20 protein-coding genes are annotated in these 16,253 nt (G+C 67.5%); 12 read left to right on the forward strand and 8 right to left on the reverse strand.

Going from position 1 to position 16,253, the window contains the following annotated elements; translation table 11 throughout:
- The first annotated feature begins 43 nt into the window (after positions 1-43).
- Positions 44-340: an integration host factor subunit alpha gene (locus tag OLX23_RS02555; protein WP_264442780.1), complete on the forward strand. Its 297-nt coding sequence runs from the start codon at positions 44-46 to the stop codon at positions 338-340.
- Positions 337-729 carry a MerR family transcriptional regulator gene (locus OLX23_RS02560; RefSeq protein ID WP_264442782.1) on the forward strand — a complete coding sequence of 131 codons (393 nt, stop codon included), beginning with the start codon at positions 337-339 and terminating at the stop codon, positions 727-729. Before OLX23_RS02555 ends, OLX23_RS02560 begins: the two co-directional genes overlap by 4 nt.
- 7 nt (positions 730-736) lie before the next feature.
- Here OLX23_RS02560 and OLX23_RS02565 read toward each other — a convergent pair whose 3' ends face one another.
- The 3 genes from OLX23_RS02565 to OLX23_RS02575 are packed head-to-tail and all read right to left on the reverse strand — an operon-like array spanning position 737 to position 4,231.
- On the reverse strand, positions 737-934 hold the full coding sequence (locus tag OLX23_RS02565) for a hypothetical protein (RefSeq protein WP_264442784.1): 198 nt from the start codon (positions 932-934) through the stop codon (positions 737-739).
- 22 nt (positions 935-956) lie between these two features.
- Positions 957-1,499, reverse strand: coding sequence for a SixA phosphatase family protein (locus OLX23_RS02570; protein ID WP_264442786.1), 543 nt, complete (start codon positions 1,497-1,499; stop codon positions 957-959).
- Complete coding sequence (locus OLX23_RS02575) at positions 1,496-4,231, reverse strand: ATP-dependent DNA helicase (protein WP_264442788.1); 2,736 nt, start codon at positions 4,229-4,231, stop codon at positions 1,496-1,498. Before OLX23_RS02575 ends, OLX23_RS02570 begins: the two co-directional genes overlap by 4 nt.
- A 191-nt stretch (positions 4,232-4,422) precedes the next feature.
- Here OLX23_RS02575 and OLX23_RS02580 point away from each other — a divergent pair, with 191 nt between their 5' ends.
- Entirely contained in the window at positions 4,423-4,812 is a 390-nt protein-coding gene (locus tag OLX23_RS02580; RefSeq protein ID WP_264442789.1) for a hypothetical protein, read from the forward strand.
- Here OLX23_RS02580 and OLX23_RS02585 read toward each other — a convergent pair.
- Together OLX23_RS02585 and OLX23_RS02590 are read right to left on the reverse strand one after the other, a co-directional pair.
- Positions 4,806-5,399: a hypothetical protein gene (locus OLX23_RS02585; protein ID WP_264442791.1), complete on the reverse strand. Its 594-nt coding sequence runs from the start codon at positions 5,397-5,399 to the stop codon at positions 4,806-4,808. The two genes, OLX23_RS02580 and OLX23_RS02585, sit on opposite strands and share 7 nt — an antisense overlap.
- 58 nt (positions 5,400-5,457) lie before the next feature.
- Positions 5,458-6,357, reverse strand: coding sequence for a mechanosensitive ion channel family protein (locus OLX23_RS02590; RefSeq protein WP_264442793.1), 900 nt, complete (start codon positions 6,355-6,357; stop codon positions 5,458-5,460).
- A 112-nt stretch (positions 6,358-6,469) separates the two neighbouring features.
- Here OLX23_RS02590 and OLX23_RS02595 point away from each other — a divergent pair, with 112 nt between their 5' ends.
- Genes OLX23_RS02595 through OLX23_RS02605 form a run of 3 tightly spaced genes read left to right on the forward strand, consistent with a single transcriptional unit; the run spans position 6,470 to position 9,543 of the window.
- Positions 6,470-8,068 (forward strand): lysine--tRNA ligase, encoded by a 1,599-nt coding sequence (locus OLX23_RS02595; protein WP_264442794.1) that lies wholly within the window; start codon positions 6,470-6,472, stop codon positions 8,066-8,068.
- 3 nt (positions 8,069-8,071) lie between these two features.
- Positions 8,072-8,593, forward strand: coding sequence for a DUF1003 domain-containing protein (locus OLX23_RS02600; RefSeq protein ID WP_264442795.1), 522 nt, complete (start codon positions 8,072-8,074; stop codon positions 8,591-8,593).
- Between the two features lie 35 nt (positions 8,594-8,628).
- Positions 8,629-9,543: a class I SAM-dependent methyltransferase gene (locus OLX23_RS02605; protein ID WP_264442797.1), complete on the forward strand. Its 915-nt coding sequence runs from the start codon at positions 8,629-8,631 to the stop codon at positions 9,541-9,543.
- Positions 9,544-9,561: 18 nt separating this feature from the next.
- Here OLX23_RS02605 and purN read toward each other — a convergent pair whose 3' ends face one another.
- Positions 9,562-10,527, reverse strand: coding sequence for a phosphoribosylglycinamide formyltransferase (gene purN, locus OLX23_RS02610; RefSeq protein ID WP_264442799.1), 966 nt, complete (start codon positions 10,525-10,527; stop codon positions 9,562-9,564).
- Complete coding sequence (purM, locus tag OLX23_RS02615; RefSeq protein ID WP_264442801.1) at positions 10,520-11,614, reverse strand: phosphoribosylformylglycinamidine cyclo-ligase; 1,095 nt, start codon at positions 11,612-11,614, stop codon at positions 10,520-10,522. Before purM ends, purN begins: the two co-directional genes overlap by 8 nt.
- Positions 11,615-11,685: 71 nt before the next feature.
- Between purM and OLX23_RS02620 the strand changes: the two genes are divergently transcribed.
- From OLX23_RS02620 to OLX23_RS02635, 4 genes are read left to right on the forward strand one after another with little or no spacing between them, the layout of a single operon-like run.
- Complete coding sequence (locus OLX23_RS02620; RefSeq protein WP_264442803.1) at positions 11,686-12,972, forward strand: heavy-metal-associated domain-containing protein; 1,287 nt, start codon at positions 11,686-11,688, stop codon at positions 12,970-12,972.
- A 9-nt stretch (positions 12,973-12,981) separates the two neighbouring features.
- Positions 12,982-13,575: an ATPase gene (locus OLX23_RS02625; protein WP_264442805.1), complete on the forward strand. Its 594-nt coding sequence runs from the start codon at positions 12,982-12,984 to the stop codon at positions 13,573-13,575.
- A gap of 58 nt (positions 13,576-13,633) precedes the next feature.
- A complete protein-coding gene (gene epsC / locus OLX23_RS02630) occupies positions 13,634-14,344 on the forward strand; it encodes a serine O-acetyltransferase EpsC (protein WP_264442807.1) in 711 nt (236 codons plus the stop codon).
- Positions 14,345-14,351: 7 nt separating this feature from the next.
- Positions 14,352-14,711 carry a DUF2794 domain-containing protein gene (locus tag OLX23_RS02635; protein WP_264442808.1) on the forward strand — a complete coding sequence of 120 codons (360 nt, stop codon included), beginning with the start codon at positions 14,352-14,354 and terminating at the stop codon, positions 14,709-14,711.
- Positions 14,712-14,717: 6 nt separating this feature from the next.
- On the opposite strand, the gene OLX23_RS02640 is transcribed toward OLX23_RS02635, so the two are convergent.
- Positions 14,718-15,365, reverse strand: a complete 648-nt coding sequence (locus OLX23_RS02640; protein WP_264442810.1) for a DUF4328 domain-containing protein — start codon at positions 15,363-15,365, stop codon at positions 14,718-14,720.
- 140 nt (positions 15,366-15,505) lie between these two features.
- Here OLX23_RS02640 and OLX23_RS02645 point away from each other — a divergent pair, with 140 nt between their 5' ends.
- Together OLX23_RS02645 and OLX23_RS02650 are read left to right on the forward strand one after the other, a co-directional pair.
- Positions 15,506-15,874, forward strand: coding sequence for a ribbon-helix-helix protein, CopG family (locus OLX23_RS02645; protein WP_264442812.1), 369 nt, complete (start codon positions 15,506-15,508; stop codon positions 15,872-15,874).
- Entirely contained in the window at positions 15,871-16,251 is a 381-nt protein-coding gene (locus OLX23_RS02650; protein WP_264442813.1) for a PIN domain-containing protein, read from the forward strand. Before OLX23_RS02645 ends, OLX23_RS02650 begins: the two co-directional genes overlap by 4 nt.
- The last annotated feature ends 2 nt before the right edge of the window (positions 16,252-16,253 follow it).

Raw genomic sequence — 16,253 nt, forward strand, 5'->3', positions numbered from 1 at the left:
ATTACCCCTGCTGTGGGGTCGCGTTTAAGGGGATAGGGGCTTTATGCGCTCCACGGAAACGCTTACGCGCGCAGCGATTGCGGAGGCGATCAACCGCAAGCTTGGCTTGTCGCGGGCGGAATCGCTCGCCATGGTCGAGGCGATCTTGGATCATATGTGCGAAGCGCTCTCCAAGGGAGAGAACGTGAAGATCTCCGGATTCGGTACGTTCCTGCTTCGTGACAAGGCCGAGCGGATCGGCCGCAATCCCAAGACCGGTGTGGAAGTGCCGATCACCCCGCGCCGGGTGCTCACCTTCCGCGCCAGCCAGATGCTCAAGGATCGGATCAGCGGCAAATGAACGAACAGTCCAACTTCCCCGGTTTCGATGACGGCAAGGCGCCCGACGCCCTGCGAACGATCGGGGAGGTGGCTGCAGCGCTCAACATCCGCCAGCACGTTCTGCGCTATTGGGAAGAACAGTTCCCGATGCTCAAGCCGATCAAGCGCAGCGGCGGCCGGCGCTATTATCGGCCCGAGGACATCCAACTCGTCGCGACGATCGATCGGCTCGTGCACAAGCAGGGCTACACCTTGCGCGGCGCGCGGCTGGCGATCGAGGGTGGCGAAGGCAAGGCGGCTGCTGCTCCGGCGAAGCCCGTTACGGCACCGGCCCAGGCTTCGGCCGACCTGCTCCCGCAGCTCCAGTCGATCCGCAACGCTCTGGCGGCAGCGCTCGCCGCGGCTTGATCCGCGCCTACTGCGCCTGGCGCTTCATCTCGGCATAGACGGTCTCGCGGTCTTCAGGCGTCAGCGCCTGAAGATGGCGGCTGGCTTCCTTGTAGGTCAGGAAGGGCCGGCCATCGGCGATGATCGGCACGGTGCGGCCGTTGTAGATACGGCGGAGCAGCCGGCGCTGCGCCCGGCTTAGCGCTTCTTCGGATTCTTCGGTCATCGTTCGTATCCGCGGGCCGCGCTCAGGCGGGCTCGGGCCCCAGTTCCGAATCGAGGTCGCGCGGGCGCGTCAGCAGCACGAGCCTTGCGCCGCCGTCTTCGAGGTCGGCCCAGCTGTCGATGTCCAGTTCGAGCTTGGCGAAGGCCGCGGTCGGGAACTTCTCCTCGACGATGTCGCGCAGCGGATTGCTGCCGTCGTCGGGGACGAGATCGAAGATCAGGTCCTCGAGCCCCGGATTGTGTCCGACCATCAGGATCGTCGTCGGATCGCCTTCCTGCTCGCGCAGCAGGTCGATCAGGGTCGCTGAACTGGCCAGGTAGATGCGGCGGTCCCAGCGGACCTGCGGATTGATCTTGGCGGCCTGTGCGCCGAGCTCGATCGTCTGCGCCACGCGCACCGCGGGCGAGGCGATGATTCGCTCCCAGTAGATCGGCTGCTGCGCGATGTGCTGCCCCATGATCGCCGCGCCCTTGAGCCCGCGCTTGTTCAGCGGGCGATCGAAGTCGCGCGCGGCGCGATCGTTCCAATCGGACTTGGCGTGGCGCCAGATACCCAGGGTTTTCATGCGGGGTTCGAAGAGGAAGTGTCGGTTGTCACGGGGGCAGGTGAAACACCGCTCGCCACCCGTTGTAAAGCCTCGTCGAGCGTGAGCCGCCGCACGGGCGTGCCCGGCGGAAAGGCGGAGAGCAGCCGCGAGGGGAAAGCCGAGGATAGGACGACGAAATGGCCGTGGTCCTCGCGGCTGCGAATCAGGCGGCCGAAAGCCTGGGCCAGGCGCGCGCGGATGATCCGGTCGTCATGGGCGGAACCGCCGCCCGCCAGCCGCCGCGCGCGGTGGAGGATCGAGGGCTTGGGCCAGGGCACCTGCTCCATCACCACCAGCCGCAGCGAATGCCCGGGAACGTCGACGCCGTCGCGCAGGGCATCGGTGCCGAGCAGCGAGGCGCGCGGATCGTCGCGGAAGATATCGACGAGCGTGCCCGTATCGATCGGATCGACGTGCTGGGCGAAGAGCGGCAGCCCGCCGCGCGCGAGCCGGTCGGCGATGCGGCCGTAGACCGCGCGCAGCCGCCGGATCGCGGTGAACAGGCCGAGCACGCCGCCGCCCGTCGCCTCGATCAGTCGGCCATAGGCCGCGGCGAGCGCAGGAATGTCGCCCTTGGGCACGTCGGTCACGATCAGCACTTCGGCCTGGGCGCCATAGTCGAACGGGCTCTCGAAGGCCGACAGTCGCGGGGCGATGCCGATGTGCGGCGTGCCGCTGCGGGCGATGGCGGCGTTCCAGTCGTCGCCGCTGGCGCCATGCCCGTCCTTGAGCGTGGCCGAGGTCAGCATCACCCCATGCGACGGTTCGAGCACGGTGCGTGCGAAGGGCTTCATCGGATCGAGCCAGCGGCGGTGCAGGCCGATGTCGAATTCGCGCGCGTCGCCGCGCTCGACCGCGAGCCAGTCGACGAATTCGGGATCGGCCGGACCGCCGAGCCGGTGGAGCAGGGCTTCCCAGGCCGAGAGCAGGTCGATCCGCCAGGCCAGCGAATGCCGCGCGCCCTCGATGCGCGCACGGCCGGGGCCGTCGAGCCAGTCGGGCGGCTCTTCGAGCAGCGCTTCGAGCCGCAGCCCCAGCCGCATCAGCGGCTGGCGCAGTTCGGCGAGCGCGGCTTCGGCGGCCTGGGCCTGTTCGATGAACGGCCCTTCGAGCTGGGCGGCCTCGGTTTCGAGGCCATAGCCGGCTTCCTGGCCGCCGCTCTCGTCGCGCGCATAGACGGTGGCGCGCACGCCGGCGAACAGCTCTTCCAGCGGTCCGACCGGGACATTCTCGCTAAGCCGTTGCAGCCAGCCGTCGCTGGGCAGCGCCTCGGCCGCGTGCGCGGCGGCGGCGATCGCCTTGGCGCCTTGCTCGTCGTAGCTCGAAATGTCGGCCAGGCGCGCCGAGAGGCCGCGCCGGCGGCCTTTCGAGCCGCGCTCGGGGCCGAGCACCCAGCGCTTGAGTTCGATCGTCTCGGCGCCGGTCAGCGCCGCGGCGAAGGTCGAATCGGCGGCTTCGAAGACGTGATGGCCTTCGTCGAAGATCAGCCGCGTCGGGCGCGCCGCATGATCGCGGCCGCGCGCGGCGTTGACCATGACCAGCGCGTGGTTGGCGATGACGAGGTCCGCCTGCGCCGAATTGCGCGCGGCGCGCTCGATGAAGCACTTCCGATAGTGCGGGCAGCCGGCATAGACGCATTCGCCGCGGCGGTCGGTCAGCGAGGTGATGCCGCGCTGGCGGAACAAGGTGCCGAGCCAGCCGGGCAGGTCGCCGCCGATCATGTCGCCGTCCTGGGTATAGGTGGCCCAGCGCGCGACGAGCTGGGCGAGGATCGCGGCGCGGCCGCCGAAGCCGCCCTGGAGCGCATCCTCGAGGTTGAGCAGGCACAGGTAGTTCTCGCGCCCCTTGCGCACGACCACGGGCGGGCTGCCGTCGCGACGGTGCATGGGCCAGGCGCGGCGGCTCTCGCGGCGCAATTGGCGCTGCAGGGCCTTGGTGAAGGTCGAGACCCAGACCGTGCCGCCCGATTGCTGCGCCCAGACCGAGGCGGGCGCGAGGTAGCCCAGCGTCTTGCCGATGCCCGTGCCCGCCTGGGTCAGCAGCACATGCGGCGCGGCCTCGCGCCGGCGGGGCTCGAAGGCGTGCGCGGTCTCGGCCGCATAGGCGCGCTGGCTCGGGCGCTGTTCGGCGGAGTCGCCGGTGAGCGCAGCCAGGCGATCGAGCACGGCCTGTTCGTCGAGCGTGACCTGCGCGGGCTGGGGGCGCTCGGGCGCTTCCTCCCACTCGGGCAGCTTGGAGAACAGCCAGCGCTCGGCGCGATCGGGCTGGGCGATGCGCGCGGACAGCGGCCCGGCCCAGGGCCAGCGCATGCGCACCAGCGACTGGAGCACGGACCAGGCCCCCTCGCGCTCGGGCCAGTCGGGGCTTTCGCAAGTGTCGAGTAGCGCCGCCGCGGCGGCCTGGAGCAGCGCCGGCACCTCGTCGTCGCCCGCGGGTTCGGCCAGGCCGAGCGCGGTGGCGAGGCCTTTCGGCGTGGGCACGACGAAGCGCGCCGGATGCACGAAGGCGTAGAGTTCGAGCAGGTCGAGCCCGGAGAGATCGGGATAGCCGAGCCGCGTGGCCACCAGCGGCGCGTTGAGCATCAGCAGCGGCGTATCCGCCGCGGCCATGATCGCCTCACCCTTGCCGAGCCCGCGCGTCACCCCGATCGCATCGCGCAGCCAGCAGCCGCCATGGCTGGCGTGGATCGCGGGAAGGGGGAGGGCGGTCATGCCCCGAGCGTTAGAACGAAACTGGAACCCGGGGGAAGGGCTTTCCCGCCGCCGCGTCACAAAAGCTCCCCAATAAGGGCATATACCTAAGCGGGAAAAACGGGTCGCGCTTCATCATGATGTTTCCCTCGACGCTGAGATCGTGGCTTGGACTTGCGCGCCCTCTGGACGAGGATGCCGACGAGGCAGCCGTGCGCCGTCTGTTCCTCCATGGCCGGCAGGACTATCAGGTTGAGCTTCGCGGCGTGGCGCGCTGCCAGGCCGAGCTCGACGAGATCGTCCGTGCCCGCCCGCTCACGCGGTTGCGTCAGGACTGCATCGCCGCGCTGTTGATCGATTACGAGGGTGGCGAGGAACGGCATGCCGTCGCCGTCGAGATCGAGGGGCGGCGGATCGGCCATCTGCCGCGCCACGTCGCCAGCCAGTATCGCGAATGGCTGCAGACCTGGCGTCTGCTGGCGTCCGAAGTCCGCTGCCGCGGTCTGATCGTCAACTGGAGCGCGCCCGAAGCCGCCGGGCCGCGCTACAGCGTGCGGCTCGACCTCGAGATCCCGTTCAAGATGACGACGCTGAGCTACTGAACGGGCGCGGTCCGTCGCTCGATATTTTCGAGCAGCAATCGTTCGAGCCGCGCGACATCGGGCACGCCGAGCACTTCGAAGCGCTCGGTCACGCGATCGCCGTCGCTGTCGGTCCGACTGTGCGTCTGGATGCGCAGGTCGCCGAAGCCGTCGCGTCCCTCGCGCCGGTCGATCGGGCCGATCTGGTGGAGGATCACGCTCTCGACCTTGCGATCTTTCGCATCGACGACGCGCAGCAGCCGGCGATCAGTGAGGCCATAGGCGGTGGTGCTCGCTTTGCGCATCGCGCGAATCGGTTGCCACAGCATCCACAGGCCGATGGCAACGAAGGGCAGGCCGAACAGCGGGAAGATCATGCCGAAGCTCCACTGTATCGCGGTCGGGGTCTTGGTCGCGGCGCTCCACGGCAGCAGCGCCATCGTTTCCCAGAACAGCGCGAAGGCGGTCCAGGGAATGGCGAAGAGCCAGATGCCGAAGCCGCGCTTGAGCTTGCCCGCGCGCGGCTGGCCGCTCCACAGCAGGCGCTCGCCGGCGAGCAGTTCGCGGCGCAGCGATTGTTCGAGTTCGGGCGAGAGGCTGGGCGTCATCCGCCCGCGATTCTAGCCCGCCAAGGTTACCAAATCGCGCCCGCTTCCCGTCGTCGAGTCAGACGAGTTCGTCGTGCTTGTTCCTGGCAGGTTCACCGGTCTCGCCGGACGGGGCATCGGTCGACGGCGTTTCGATCGCGATCGTCGTCGCGTCGGCGCCCGTCACTTCCATGCCGGCTTCGTCGAGCGCGCGCTTGATGCCGCGGACGATCTCGTCCTGGATGACGAAGTCGTTGGCGCGCGCGCCCGACCACCAGCGCACCAGGAACTCGACCGAGCCGTCCTTGAACTCGCGCGCGAAGACGTCGACCGGGTGGCTGGATTCGACGCCCTTCACGCCTTCGACGACCTTGCGGATTACCGCGGCGGCTTCGTCCATGTCGTGGTCCCAGACGATGCCCAGCGTGATCTGGAAGCGGCGGTGCGGGTTGTCGGTGGTGACCTTGACCGGATTCTTGAACAGCACCGAATTGGGCACGATCGTCAGTTCGTTCGACGGCGCGCGAATATGCGTTTCGCGCAAGGTGATCCGCTCGACCTTGCCGGTGATGCCCTGGCATTCGATCGAGTCGCCGATCCGCATCTTGTCGCGCAGCATGATCAGCACGCCGGCCAGGAAATTCTGGAAGATGTCCTGAAAGGCGAAGCCGATCGCCAGCGCGCTGACGCCGAGGCCAGCGAGGACCGAGCCCGCGGTGATGCCCGGAACCGCCACGGTCGCGGCGATCATCAAGCCGGCGATCCAGATGAACAGCCGCACCAGCGTTTCGACCAGCTGCTTGAGGTTTTCGCGCATGTGGACGTTGCGGGTCAGCCGATCGGCGATGCTGACGGCGAACCGTGCCACGAACCAGGTGAGCACGAGGATCGTCAGCGCGATCGCCAGCGATGGCAATTGCTGGACGAGGCCCTTGAGCATGGCGTTGACCTGATCGTGCAGCGTCTTGAGATAGTTCACGGGTCGAATTCCTCGCATTTCCGCGAGAAATAACCGGGAAGGCCCCGTCGAGGTTCCCAAAATGCCCTTCGCGCTTGCCTCTCCGGCGCTTTGGCGCGAAAGGCGGCGGGCTATGAACGACGATGCACTCCGGACCGCCGCACAGACCTCCAAGGCATGGCCCTTCGAGGAAGCCCGCAAGCTCGTGAAGCGCTTTCCGCAGGGCAAGAAAGACGGCTCGCCGGTGCTGTTCGAGACCGGCTACGGTCCCTCGGGCCTGCCGCACATCGGCACGTTCCAGGAAGTCCTGCGCACGACCCTAGTCCGCCGCGCTTACGAGGTGTTGACCGGTGGCGCGCCGACGCGGCTGGTGGCCTTCAGCGACGACATGGATGGCCTGCGCAAGGTGCCCGACAACATCGCCAACGCCGGCGTCCTGCACGACAACCTCCACAAGCCGCTGAGCCGGATCCCCGATCCCTTCGGCACGCACGAGAGCTTCGCGCACCACAACAACGCGATGTTGCGCGAATTCCTCGACCGGTTCGGCTTCGACTACGAATTCGTCTCGGCCTCGGACCGCTACAATTCGGGCGCATTCGACGATGCGATCCGCAACGTCCTGCGCAATTACGACGCGGTGATGGGCATCATGCTCCCCACGCTGCGCGAGGAGCGCCGCAAGACCTATTCGCCGGTCCTGCCGGTCTCGCCGACCACGGGTGCGGTGCTGCAGGTGCCGGTAGAGGTGATCGACGCCGACCAGGGGCTCGTCCGCTTCACCGACGAGGACGGCCAGGTGGTCGAGCGCTCGATCCTCGGCGGCAATGCCAAGATGCAGTGGAAGGTCGACTGGGCGATGCGCTGGGTCGATCTCGGCGTCGACTACGAGATGTGCGGCAAGGACCTGACCGACTCGGTCACCCAGTCGGGCAAGATCGCGCAGGCGCTTGGCGGCCGCCGGCCCGAGGGCATGATCTACGAGCTCTTCCTCGACGAGAAGGGAGAGAAGATCTCCAAGTCCAAGGGCAACGGCCTGACGATCGAGCAGTGGCTGACCTACGGCAGCGAGGAGAGCCTGGGCTTCTACCTCTACCGCGATCCCAAGAGCGCCAAGCAGCTCCACATCGGCGTGATCCCGCGCGCGGTCGACGAATACTGGCAGTTCCGCGAGAAGCTGCCCGAGCAGCCGATCGAGCAGCAACTGGGCAATCCGGTCTGGCACCTGCTCAACGTCACCGAAGGCGGCAAGGGCGCGGGCGACAAGCTGCCCGTGACCTATGGCCTGCTGCTCAATCTCGTCGGCGTGCTCGGCCCGAAGGCGACGCGCGAGCAGGTCTGGTCCTACCTCGCCAACTATGTCGAGGATGCCCGGCCCGAGGCGCATCCGGCGCTCGACAGGCTGGTGACCACGGCGCTGGCCTACAACCGCGATTTCATCGCGCCGACGCTCCAGCGTCGTAAGCCCGAGAACGGCGAGATCGCCGCGCTGACCGCGCTCGACGAGGAACTCGCGGCGACCTCGGACGATGCCACGGCCGAAGAGCTGCAGAACATCGTCTACGAGATCGGCAAGGACCCGCACTACGGCTTCGAGCAGCTGCGCGACTGGTTCAAGGCGCTCTACGAGACCTTGCTCGGATCGAGCCAGGGCCCGCGCATGGGCAGTTTCATCGCGCTCTACGGCGTGGCAAACACCCGTGCACTGATCGCCGAGGCCCTAGGATCATGATCTATGCACAACCCGGGAAGAACGCCTGAGCAACTGGCCGAGGATCTCCTCGGCCGCCGTTTCGAGGAGCTCGAACCCGAGGAGCAGAACGTCCTGCGGCGCATCGCCACGGGCGCACTGATCGATCTCGACGCCGACGAGGAAGCCGCGCTTCATGCCAGCTTCGCCGACCGGCTGGCCGACAAGGTCGCTGCGGTCGGCGGTTCGTGGTCGTTCATCATCGCCTTTGCTGTGGTGCTGCTCGGCTGGATGCTGATCAACAGCCGCATCCTCGAAGCCTTCGGGCTGCATCCGTTCGATGCCTATCCCTACATCTTCCTCAACCTGATGCTGTCGATGCTCGCGGCGATCCAGGCGCCTGTCATCATGATGAGCCAGAACCGGCAATCGGCGAAGGATCGCATCGCCGCGCGGCACGACTACGAGGTCAACCTGCGCACCCAGCTCGAAATCGTGCGGCTGCAGCGGCGGTTCGATCGGTTGCTCGATCATCTCGACAAGGAGCGGGAGATCGCCGGGCGTTAACGGCTTCTTGCAATCCGCGGGCTAGACCCGCCAGCATGGGCCACGAACTCGCGATCGACGTCAGCGCGGCGCAGCAGCTGCTCGCCTGCAACCTCTGCGGCGCGCGTGATCATCGAACGCTGTTCCGCAAGGCCGGCTATGACCTCGTCGCCTGCGGCCATTGTGGTCTCGCCTTCATCGCCAATCCGCCCGACGAGGCGGCGATCGCCGCGCTCTACGATGGCGGCGCCGACTATCACAGCGCGTTGCTCGATCTGGGCCACGCCACCTTCGCCCGAATGCAGGAGATCGCGCGCCAGCACCTGACCTTCCTGCGCCGTTCGATTGCGCAACCCACGGGGCTCAGGCTGCTCGACATCGGCTGTTCGAGCGGGCTGTTCCTCAACGAAGCGCGCACCGCCGGCTTCGTGGTTTCGGGCGCGGAGCTTTCGGCCGCGACTTCGGCCTTCGCGCGCGATCATTTCGGTCTCGACGTGCACACCGGCGATTGGCGCGAGGCGGGGCATGCGCCCGGCAGTTTCGACGTCATCACGCTGTTCGACGTGATCGAGCATCTGGCCGATCCCTTCGCCGAGCTCGTCGCGATCCGTCGTCTGCTCAAGCCGGGCGGCCTGTTGCTGCAGTCGACCCCCGACATCGACGGCCTGTTTCCGCGGCTGTCGTACAAGCTGGCCAACCGGCTCGACTATTGGCCGCATCCCGAGCCGCCGCACCACCTGTTCCAGTTCTCGCGCCGGACCTTGGCGGCGCTGACCGAGAAGGCCGGCTACAAGACGCTGCGCGCCGATCAGACGCGGATCAGGCTCGGCTACAGCTTCGGAACGCCGAGCCACTGGAAGCGGAGCCCAAAAATGCTGGCCTATGCTGCGCTGTTCGCGGGTACGGCGCTAGTCGGACCGTGGATCGGGCAGGGCGATTGGCTCTATCTGGCCTCACGCAATCCCGTCTGATCTAAGCCCGTCTGAGCTTCAGAACGCGTCGGCGGCATCCATCAGCGCTGTGAGGCGCTTGGGAGCGACCGAACGCCAGGACCGGGCCAGCCACTCCGCCACCGCGTCCCAGTCGGTATCGCCGAGATCGAGGCGGATGCCGATCCAGCCGTCGCCGAAATAGGCGGGGCGGTAATAGCGCGCCTCGTCCTGCTCGATCAGGTGCTGCTGCTCGTCGAGCCCGCTGATCTTCACCAACAGTGCGACCTTGCCGTCGCCGTGGTGATCGCGGCTGAGATAGGCGAACTTCTTGCCCTTCACGATGCCGAAGCAGGGCATGCCGTGCGAGGTGACCTCGTCGGTCTCGGGCAGGGCGAGGGCATGCTCGCGAACCTGGCCGAGCAGGTGTTCGGGATCGCTGGCCTTGGTCACCAGCTTCGCCAGCATGCGCGAATAGAGCTGATGCTCGGCGATCAGCACGCGCGCGGCCAGGCTGTCGGCCGTGTCGCCGGGCAGGATCGCCACCGGCGTCTGGCCCAGAACCGGGCCGTCGTCGAGCTCGGCGGTGACGAGGTGAACGCTGACGCCGCCATGGCTATCGCCGTTGGCGATCGCTTGGTCGTGCGTGTGCAGGCCCTTGTACTTGGGCAGCAGCGAGGGATGGATGTTGAGCATCCGCCCCTCCCAGCCGGCGACGAAATCGCCGGTCAGGATGCGCATGTAGCCGGCCAGCGCGACGTATTGCGCGCCGCTCTGACGGATCTGCGCGTCCATTGCCTGGTCGTGGTCGGCGCGATCCATGCCCTTGTGCGGAAGGGCGAAGGTCGCGACGCCCTCGGCGGCGGCCAGTTTTAGGCCACCGGCGTCGGGATTGTTGCTGGCGACGAGGACGATCTCGAACGGGCAGTCTTCGGCGCGGCTGGCATAGAGCAGCGCCGCCATGTTGGTGCCGCTGCCCGAGATGAGCACGGCGACCTTTGCCCGTTCAGGCCCTGCATCAGGCATTATGCGTGGCGCTCCACGGCGCGCGCGCGCTCCAGGTCTCGACGCTGCCGCTGACGGTGCAGCCGCGCGTGCCGGCCTCGATGTGGCCGACGGTGAAGGCCGTTTCTTCGGCGGCGGCGAGATCGGCCAGCACGGCGTCGACGTCGGCCGGCGCGACCGCGAGGATCATGCCCACGCCGCAGTTGAACGTGCGCGCCATTTCTTCGGGCTCGATGTTGCCCTGGGCCTGGAGGAAGGCCATCAGCCGCGGCTGCTGCCAGGCATCGGCATCGACCTGCGCATGCAGGCCCTTGGGCAGGACGCGCGGGATGTTCTCGAGCAGGCCGCCGCCGGTGATGTGGGCGAGCGCCTTGATCTTGCCGCCGCGGATCAGCGGCAGCAGGCTCTTCACGTAGATCCGCGTCGGTTCGATCAGGTGATCGATCAGCAGGCGGTCGGGATCGAACAGGGCGGGGCGGTCGAGCTTCCAGCCCTTGTCGGCGGCGAGTCGGCGGACCAGCGAGTAGCCGTTCGAATGGACACCCGACGAGGCGAGTCCGATCAGCACGTCGCCCTCGGCCACCTTGTCGCCGGTCAGCTGTTCGCCGCGCTCGACCGCGCCGACGCAGAAGCCGGCGAGGTCATAGTCGCCCGCGGCATACATGCCGGGCATCTCGGCGGTCTCGCCGCCGATCAGCGCGGCACCGGCCTGGCGGCAGCCCTCGGCGATCGAGGCGACGACGCGCTCGGCGACGCCGTTGTCGAGTTTGCCGGTTGCGAAATAGTCGAGGAAGAACAGGGGCTCGGCGCCCTGGACGATGAGGTCGTTGACGCACATGGCGACGAGATCGATGCCGATGCCGTCGTGGCGATCATGGTCGATCGCCAGCTTTACCTTGGTGCCCACGCCGTCGTTCGCCGCGACCAGCAACGGATCCTTGTAGCCCGCGGCACGGGGGTCGAAGAACCCTCCGAAGCCGCCGAGCTCGGCGTCGGCGCCGGGGCGCGCGGTGGACTTGGCGAGGGGCGCGATCGCTTTGACGAGCGCGTTGCCGGCGGCGATCGAAACGCCCGCCTGTTCGTAGCTATAGGACTTGTCTTCAGACATACGCAGGCGCCTATCGCTTTCCCGCTTGGATTTCCATGACCGTTTGGGCAAAAGGCGCGCGGTTTTCCCCGATGCACCATTTGACCTTCCCCCAACGACTGGCGACTTTCCGCCCCGGACCGGCCGGCCAGCTCGTGATCGGGCTCGCGACGGCGTTGGCTTTGGCACTCGCCGTAACGGGTTCGGGCCGCCTGACCGCACAGGTCGAGGGCGAGCGCGGCATCGCGCCTCTGGCCACGACCACCGACATCCAGGTCGGCGGAATCGAGGTCAACACCACCGGCAAGACCGCCGAGGAAGCGCGCGAAGCGGGCTGGAACGAGGCGCAGCGCAAGGCCTGGGAGCAGATCGGCGGCGCCAAGCTGTCCGACGGGCAGATCGATGCGCTGGTTTCCGCCGTGGTCATCGAACGCGAGCAGATCGGCCCGCATCGCTATGTCGCGCGGCTCGGCGTCGTGTTCGACCGCGCCAAGGCCGGCGGCCTGATCGCGGCCGGCGAGGGCGGGGTGGAGCGGTCGCGTTCGGCGCCGCTGCTGGTCCTGCCGATTCTCGAATCGGGCGGTGTCGGCCAGGTCTTCGAAGTGCGCGGGCTGTGGCAGCGCGCCTGGGCCAACTTCCAGACCGGGGCCAGCCCGATCGACTATGTCCGCCCCGTCGGCGCGGGCGGCGAATCGCTGCTCCTCACGGCCGGCCAGGCGAGTCGTCGCAGCCGTCTGTGGTGGCGCGGCATTCTCGACCAGTTCAACGCGTCCGACGTGCTGATCCCGGTCGCGCGGCTCGAACGGCAATGGCCGGGCGGTCCGGTCAAGGGCACCTTCACCGCGCGCTACGGCCCCGACAACACCTATCTCGACAGCTTCACCCTGACCGCGCCCGACGAGCGCGGCGTGCCGAAGATGCTGAACCAGGCGCTGGTGCGGATCGACCAGATCTATGCCGGCGCGCTCTATCAGGGCGTGCTGCGCCCCGATGCGACCCTGGTGACCGACCAGAGCGCGTTCTACGCGGCGCTGGCGGCGCTGCATGCCGCCGCGGCCCAGGCGGCGCCGCTCGACGATGGCGCGCCGGTGGTTGTCACGCCGGGCGCGACGCCGAGCGCGACGCCCACGGCTGCGACCAAGATCTCGACCTTCACGGTCCAGTTCGCTTCGCCCGATGCCGGGGCGGTGGACACGGCGCTGGCATCGGTGCGCAGCTCGGCCGGGGTCCAGGGCGCGGCGACCAGCTCGATCGCGATCGGCGGTACCTCGGTCATGCGCGTGACCTCGGGTGGCAGCCTCGATGAACTCGCCGCGGCGCTGCGCGCGCGCGGCTGGCAGGTGAGCGTTGGTAACAACGCCTTGAGCATCAAGCGCTAAGACGCAGCCATGTCGCAGATCGCTCTTCCGCTCGCGGCCGGACAGGGCGCGGGACCCTCGCGGATCGTCGCGGGCAACGCCAATGCCGGCGTGATCGACGCTTTCGCCCATGCCCAGGCCTGGCCGTTCCGCACTGCGATCCTGCTGGGGCCACCGCGCTCGGGCAAGTCGCTGCTCGCGCGCTGGTTCGTCGAGCAGGATGCCGGCGACGTGGTCGACGACGCCGAGGCGGCCGACGAGACCGCGCTGTTTCACGCCTGGAACCGGGCGCAGGAAAGCGGCCGGCCGCTGCTGTTCGTCAGCAACAAGTCCGACTGGCGGGTGACCTTGCCCGATCTCGGTTCGCGGCTCGGTGCGGCGCTGCGGCTGGAGATCGGCGCCCCCGACGATGCCATGCTGGCCGATCTCGTCGCGCTCCATGCCGAACTGCGCGGGCTGGCGCTCGACGAAAGCGCGGCGGCCTACCTTGTACCGCGCATGCCGCGTAGCCACATGGGCGTCGAACGTCTGGTGGCGGCGATCGATCGGTTGAGTCTGGAGCGCAAGCAGGCTCCGACGCTTTCGATCTGGCGCGATGCGCTCGACACGATTTCAGGGAGTTGAGGCCGGGAAACCCGGCCGCGCTTGCTTTGGCGGGCGATTGATGGGACAAAACAGGGCGATGTTTTCAAGACTTACCGCTTACGTGGACTCCATCGTTGCGCGCGATCCGGCGCCACGATCGCGGTTGGAAGTGCTGCTCTATCCGGGCCTGTGGGCCGTGGGCTGGCACCGCGTCTCGCACCGCCTGTTCAACGCGCGGCTGTTCTTCCTCGCGCGCGCCGTCCAGCACATGTCGCGCTTCCTCACCGGCTTCGAGATCCATCCCGGCGCCAAGATCGGCAAGCACCTGTTCCTCGAACATGGCTTCATCACGATCGGCGAGACCGCGGTGATCGGCGACAATGTCACGATCTACCCCTGCGTGACCTTGGGTGGGACCAATCCGACCAACGGCAAGGGCGGCAAGCGCCACCCGACGCTCGAGGACAACGTCATCGTCGGCGCAGGCGCGCAGATCCTCGGCCCGATCACGGTCGGCCAGCGCGCGCGCATCGGTGCCAATGCGGTGGTGACCGACGACGTGCCCGAGGGCGCGACGATGGTCGGCGTCAAGGCGCGCTCGACCCTGGTCAAGGCCGAGACCTGGGCCAAGGACTTCATGCCCTATGGCACGCCCTGCAAGGAACCGTGCGAGCCCAGCGGCCAGCGGATCGAGGACCTCGAAGCCCGCATCGCGCTGCTGCAGGCGCAGGTCGAGGAGCTGCTGTCCGAGCGCGAACTCGCCGATGGCCCCGATGCGCCGGTCACGCGCAAGCGGACGCGGAGCTGATCGCTAGATGGCCTCAGGAGCGGCAGTCAGCGGACCGAGCGCCACAATCCTAGCCTTTCCCAAGCTGCAGGTCGGTTTCGATCGGATCGAGCTGCAGCGGATTCTCGATCTCTACGGTCGCATGGTCGCCGCCGGCGAGTGGCGCGACTATGCGATGGACTTCGATCGCGACGCCGCGAGCTTTTCGGCTTTCCGCCGCGCCGCCGAACGCCCGCAGGCGCGCATTGAGAAGCGCCCTTCGCTGCGCGCCAAGCAGGGCATGTGGACCTTGTTCGGCGAGGCCGGGCAAGTGCTCAAGCGCGGACACGAACTGGCCGGCGTCCTGTCCCCGCTTGAACGCCGGCTGCTCAAGATCGTCGACGATTGAACTCGTTCAGGCGAAGGCTTGCGCCATTGGTATACCGTCACGTTGAGCCGCGTTGATTTCCGCCATGATCTGCGCGAGCAGCCAGGCCGATGCCATCAGCAGCAAGGAAGAAAGCATGCTGACGATAAGTCCGACTTGGATCGCTGCCGGCGTATTGGTGAACGTGTCGCGCATCCCGACGTAGGCGATGATATTGCCGGCCAGCCAGGTTCCCCACCACAGCTTGATCTGCGGATCGGCATCATCGCCGAAGCTTTCGTACTGTCCGAGCGATACGGACCAAAGCTCGCGCATCGCCCTGAAGGGCTGCACGAAGGTGGCAACCGGAACGAAATACCAGCCCACGGCCCAACCCGGACTGAAAGCCAGGTCATCGATCCCTGCGGCGCGCAGATTGGCGTGCGCGCGGTAGACCCACATGGCGACGAGCACCACCGTCGCCGCGAAAGTCAGTAAGTAAAACAGGAAGATGGCAGTCAAGGCGCCTGCCATCGGCAGGCTCATGCTCTCGCTGTCGATCGCGCCGGTGAACTGTCCGATCGCAACCAGGACATCGAGTGCGGAGGCACCTATGTAGGCTAGCAGTGCAATGCGTGCAAACCGCGTGCGGCGGTCGAGCAGGTTCAGCCCTTCGGGCAGGCTCAATAAGGTCATTATCGTTCCCCCTTTGATCCGTGGTTGGGGCTAGCAGCCTTCATCGGCGGAGCAATTCCAGATGGGTCGATTCCCGACCAATCTCGGTATCAGGCGAGGGGTGTCTTGACGCGATATCATCAGGTGATATCAAGGTGCCCGTGACCCGCATTCTCGCCGATCTTCCCGACGACGACATTCGCTGGCTCGATCGCATGGCGAGCGAGCAGGGCAAGTCGCGCGCGGCCGTGCTGCGCGAGGCGGTCAGCGCCTATCGCGCCGAAGGCTCGCAGGACTGGATCGATCGCGGTTTCGGGGCTTGGAAGGATCACGTCGATATAGCCGGCGACGCCGTCGACTGGCAGCGCCGCGAGCGGGCCGCATGGACCCGGCCCTGGGATGACGACTACGAGGCGGCCCGCGCCGAATTCCCCGACCAGTTCGACCCCGAGGACGATCGCCAGCGCGCGCTGCATCGCGACATGCTCGCCGGGCGCTATCCGCCCTTGCGCAAGCCCGATCCGGCATGAGCGGCTTCACTTTCGATGCGAACGTGGTGATCGATGCGCTGACGGGTTTCGAGCCGGCGCGATCCGAGATACGGCGTGCCGCCGGGCTCGGCCCGCGGGTCTGGATGAGCCGCATGGTGTGGATGGAAGTGATGTCGAAGGGCAGCGATACGATGGTTCGCGATGCCGAGGCCTTCCTCTCGGGTTTCGGGATCGACGAGATCGACGCCGAGATCGGTACGCGCGCTGCCGCGCTGCGCCGCGAGCGGCCGCAGCTCAACACGCCGAACGCCATCGTCCTCGCCACCGCGCTGATCCGCGGCCGGGTTCTCGTCACACGCAATGTCAAGGATTTCCCCGCACAGATGCCGGGCGTCCGAGTCCCCTATTTCCTCTAGCG

The organism is Novosphingobium sp. JCM 18896, from assembly GCF_025938095.1.
Taxonomy (GTDB): Bacteria; Pseudomonadota; Alphaproteobacteria; order Sphingomonadales; family Sphingomonadaceae; genus Novosphingobium.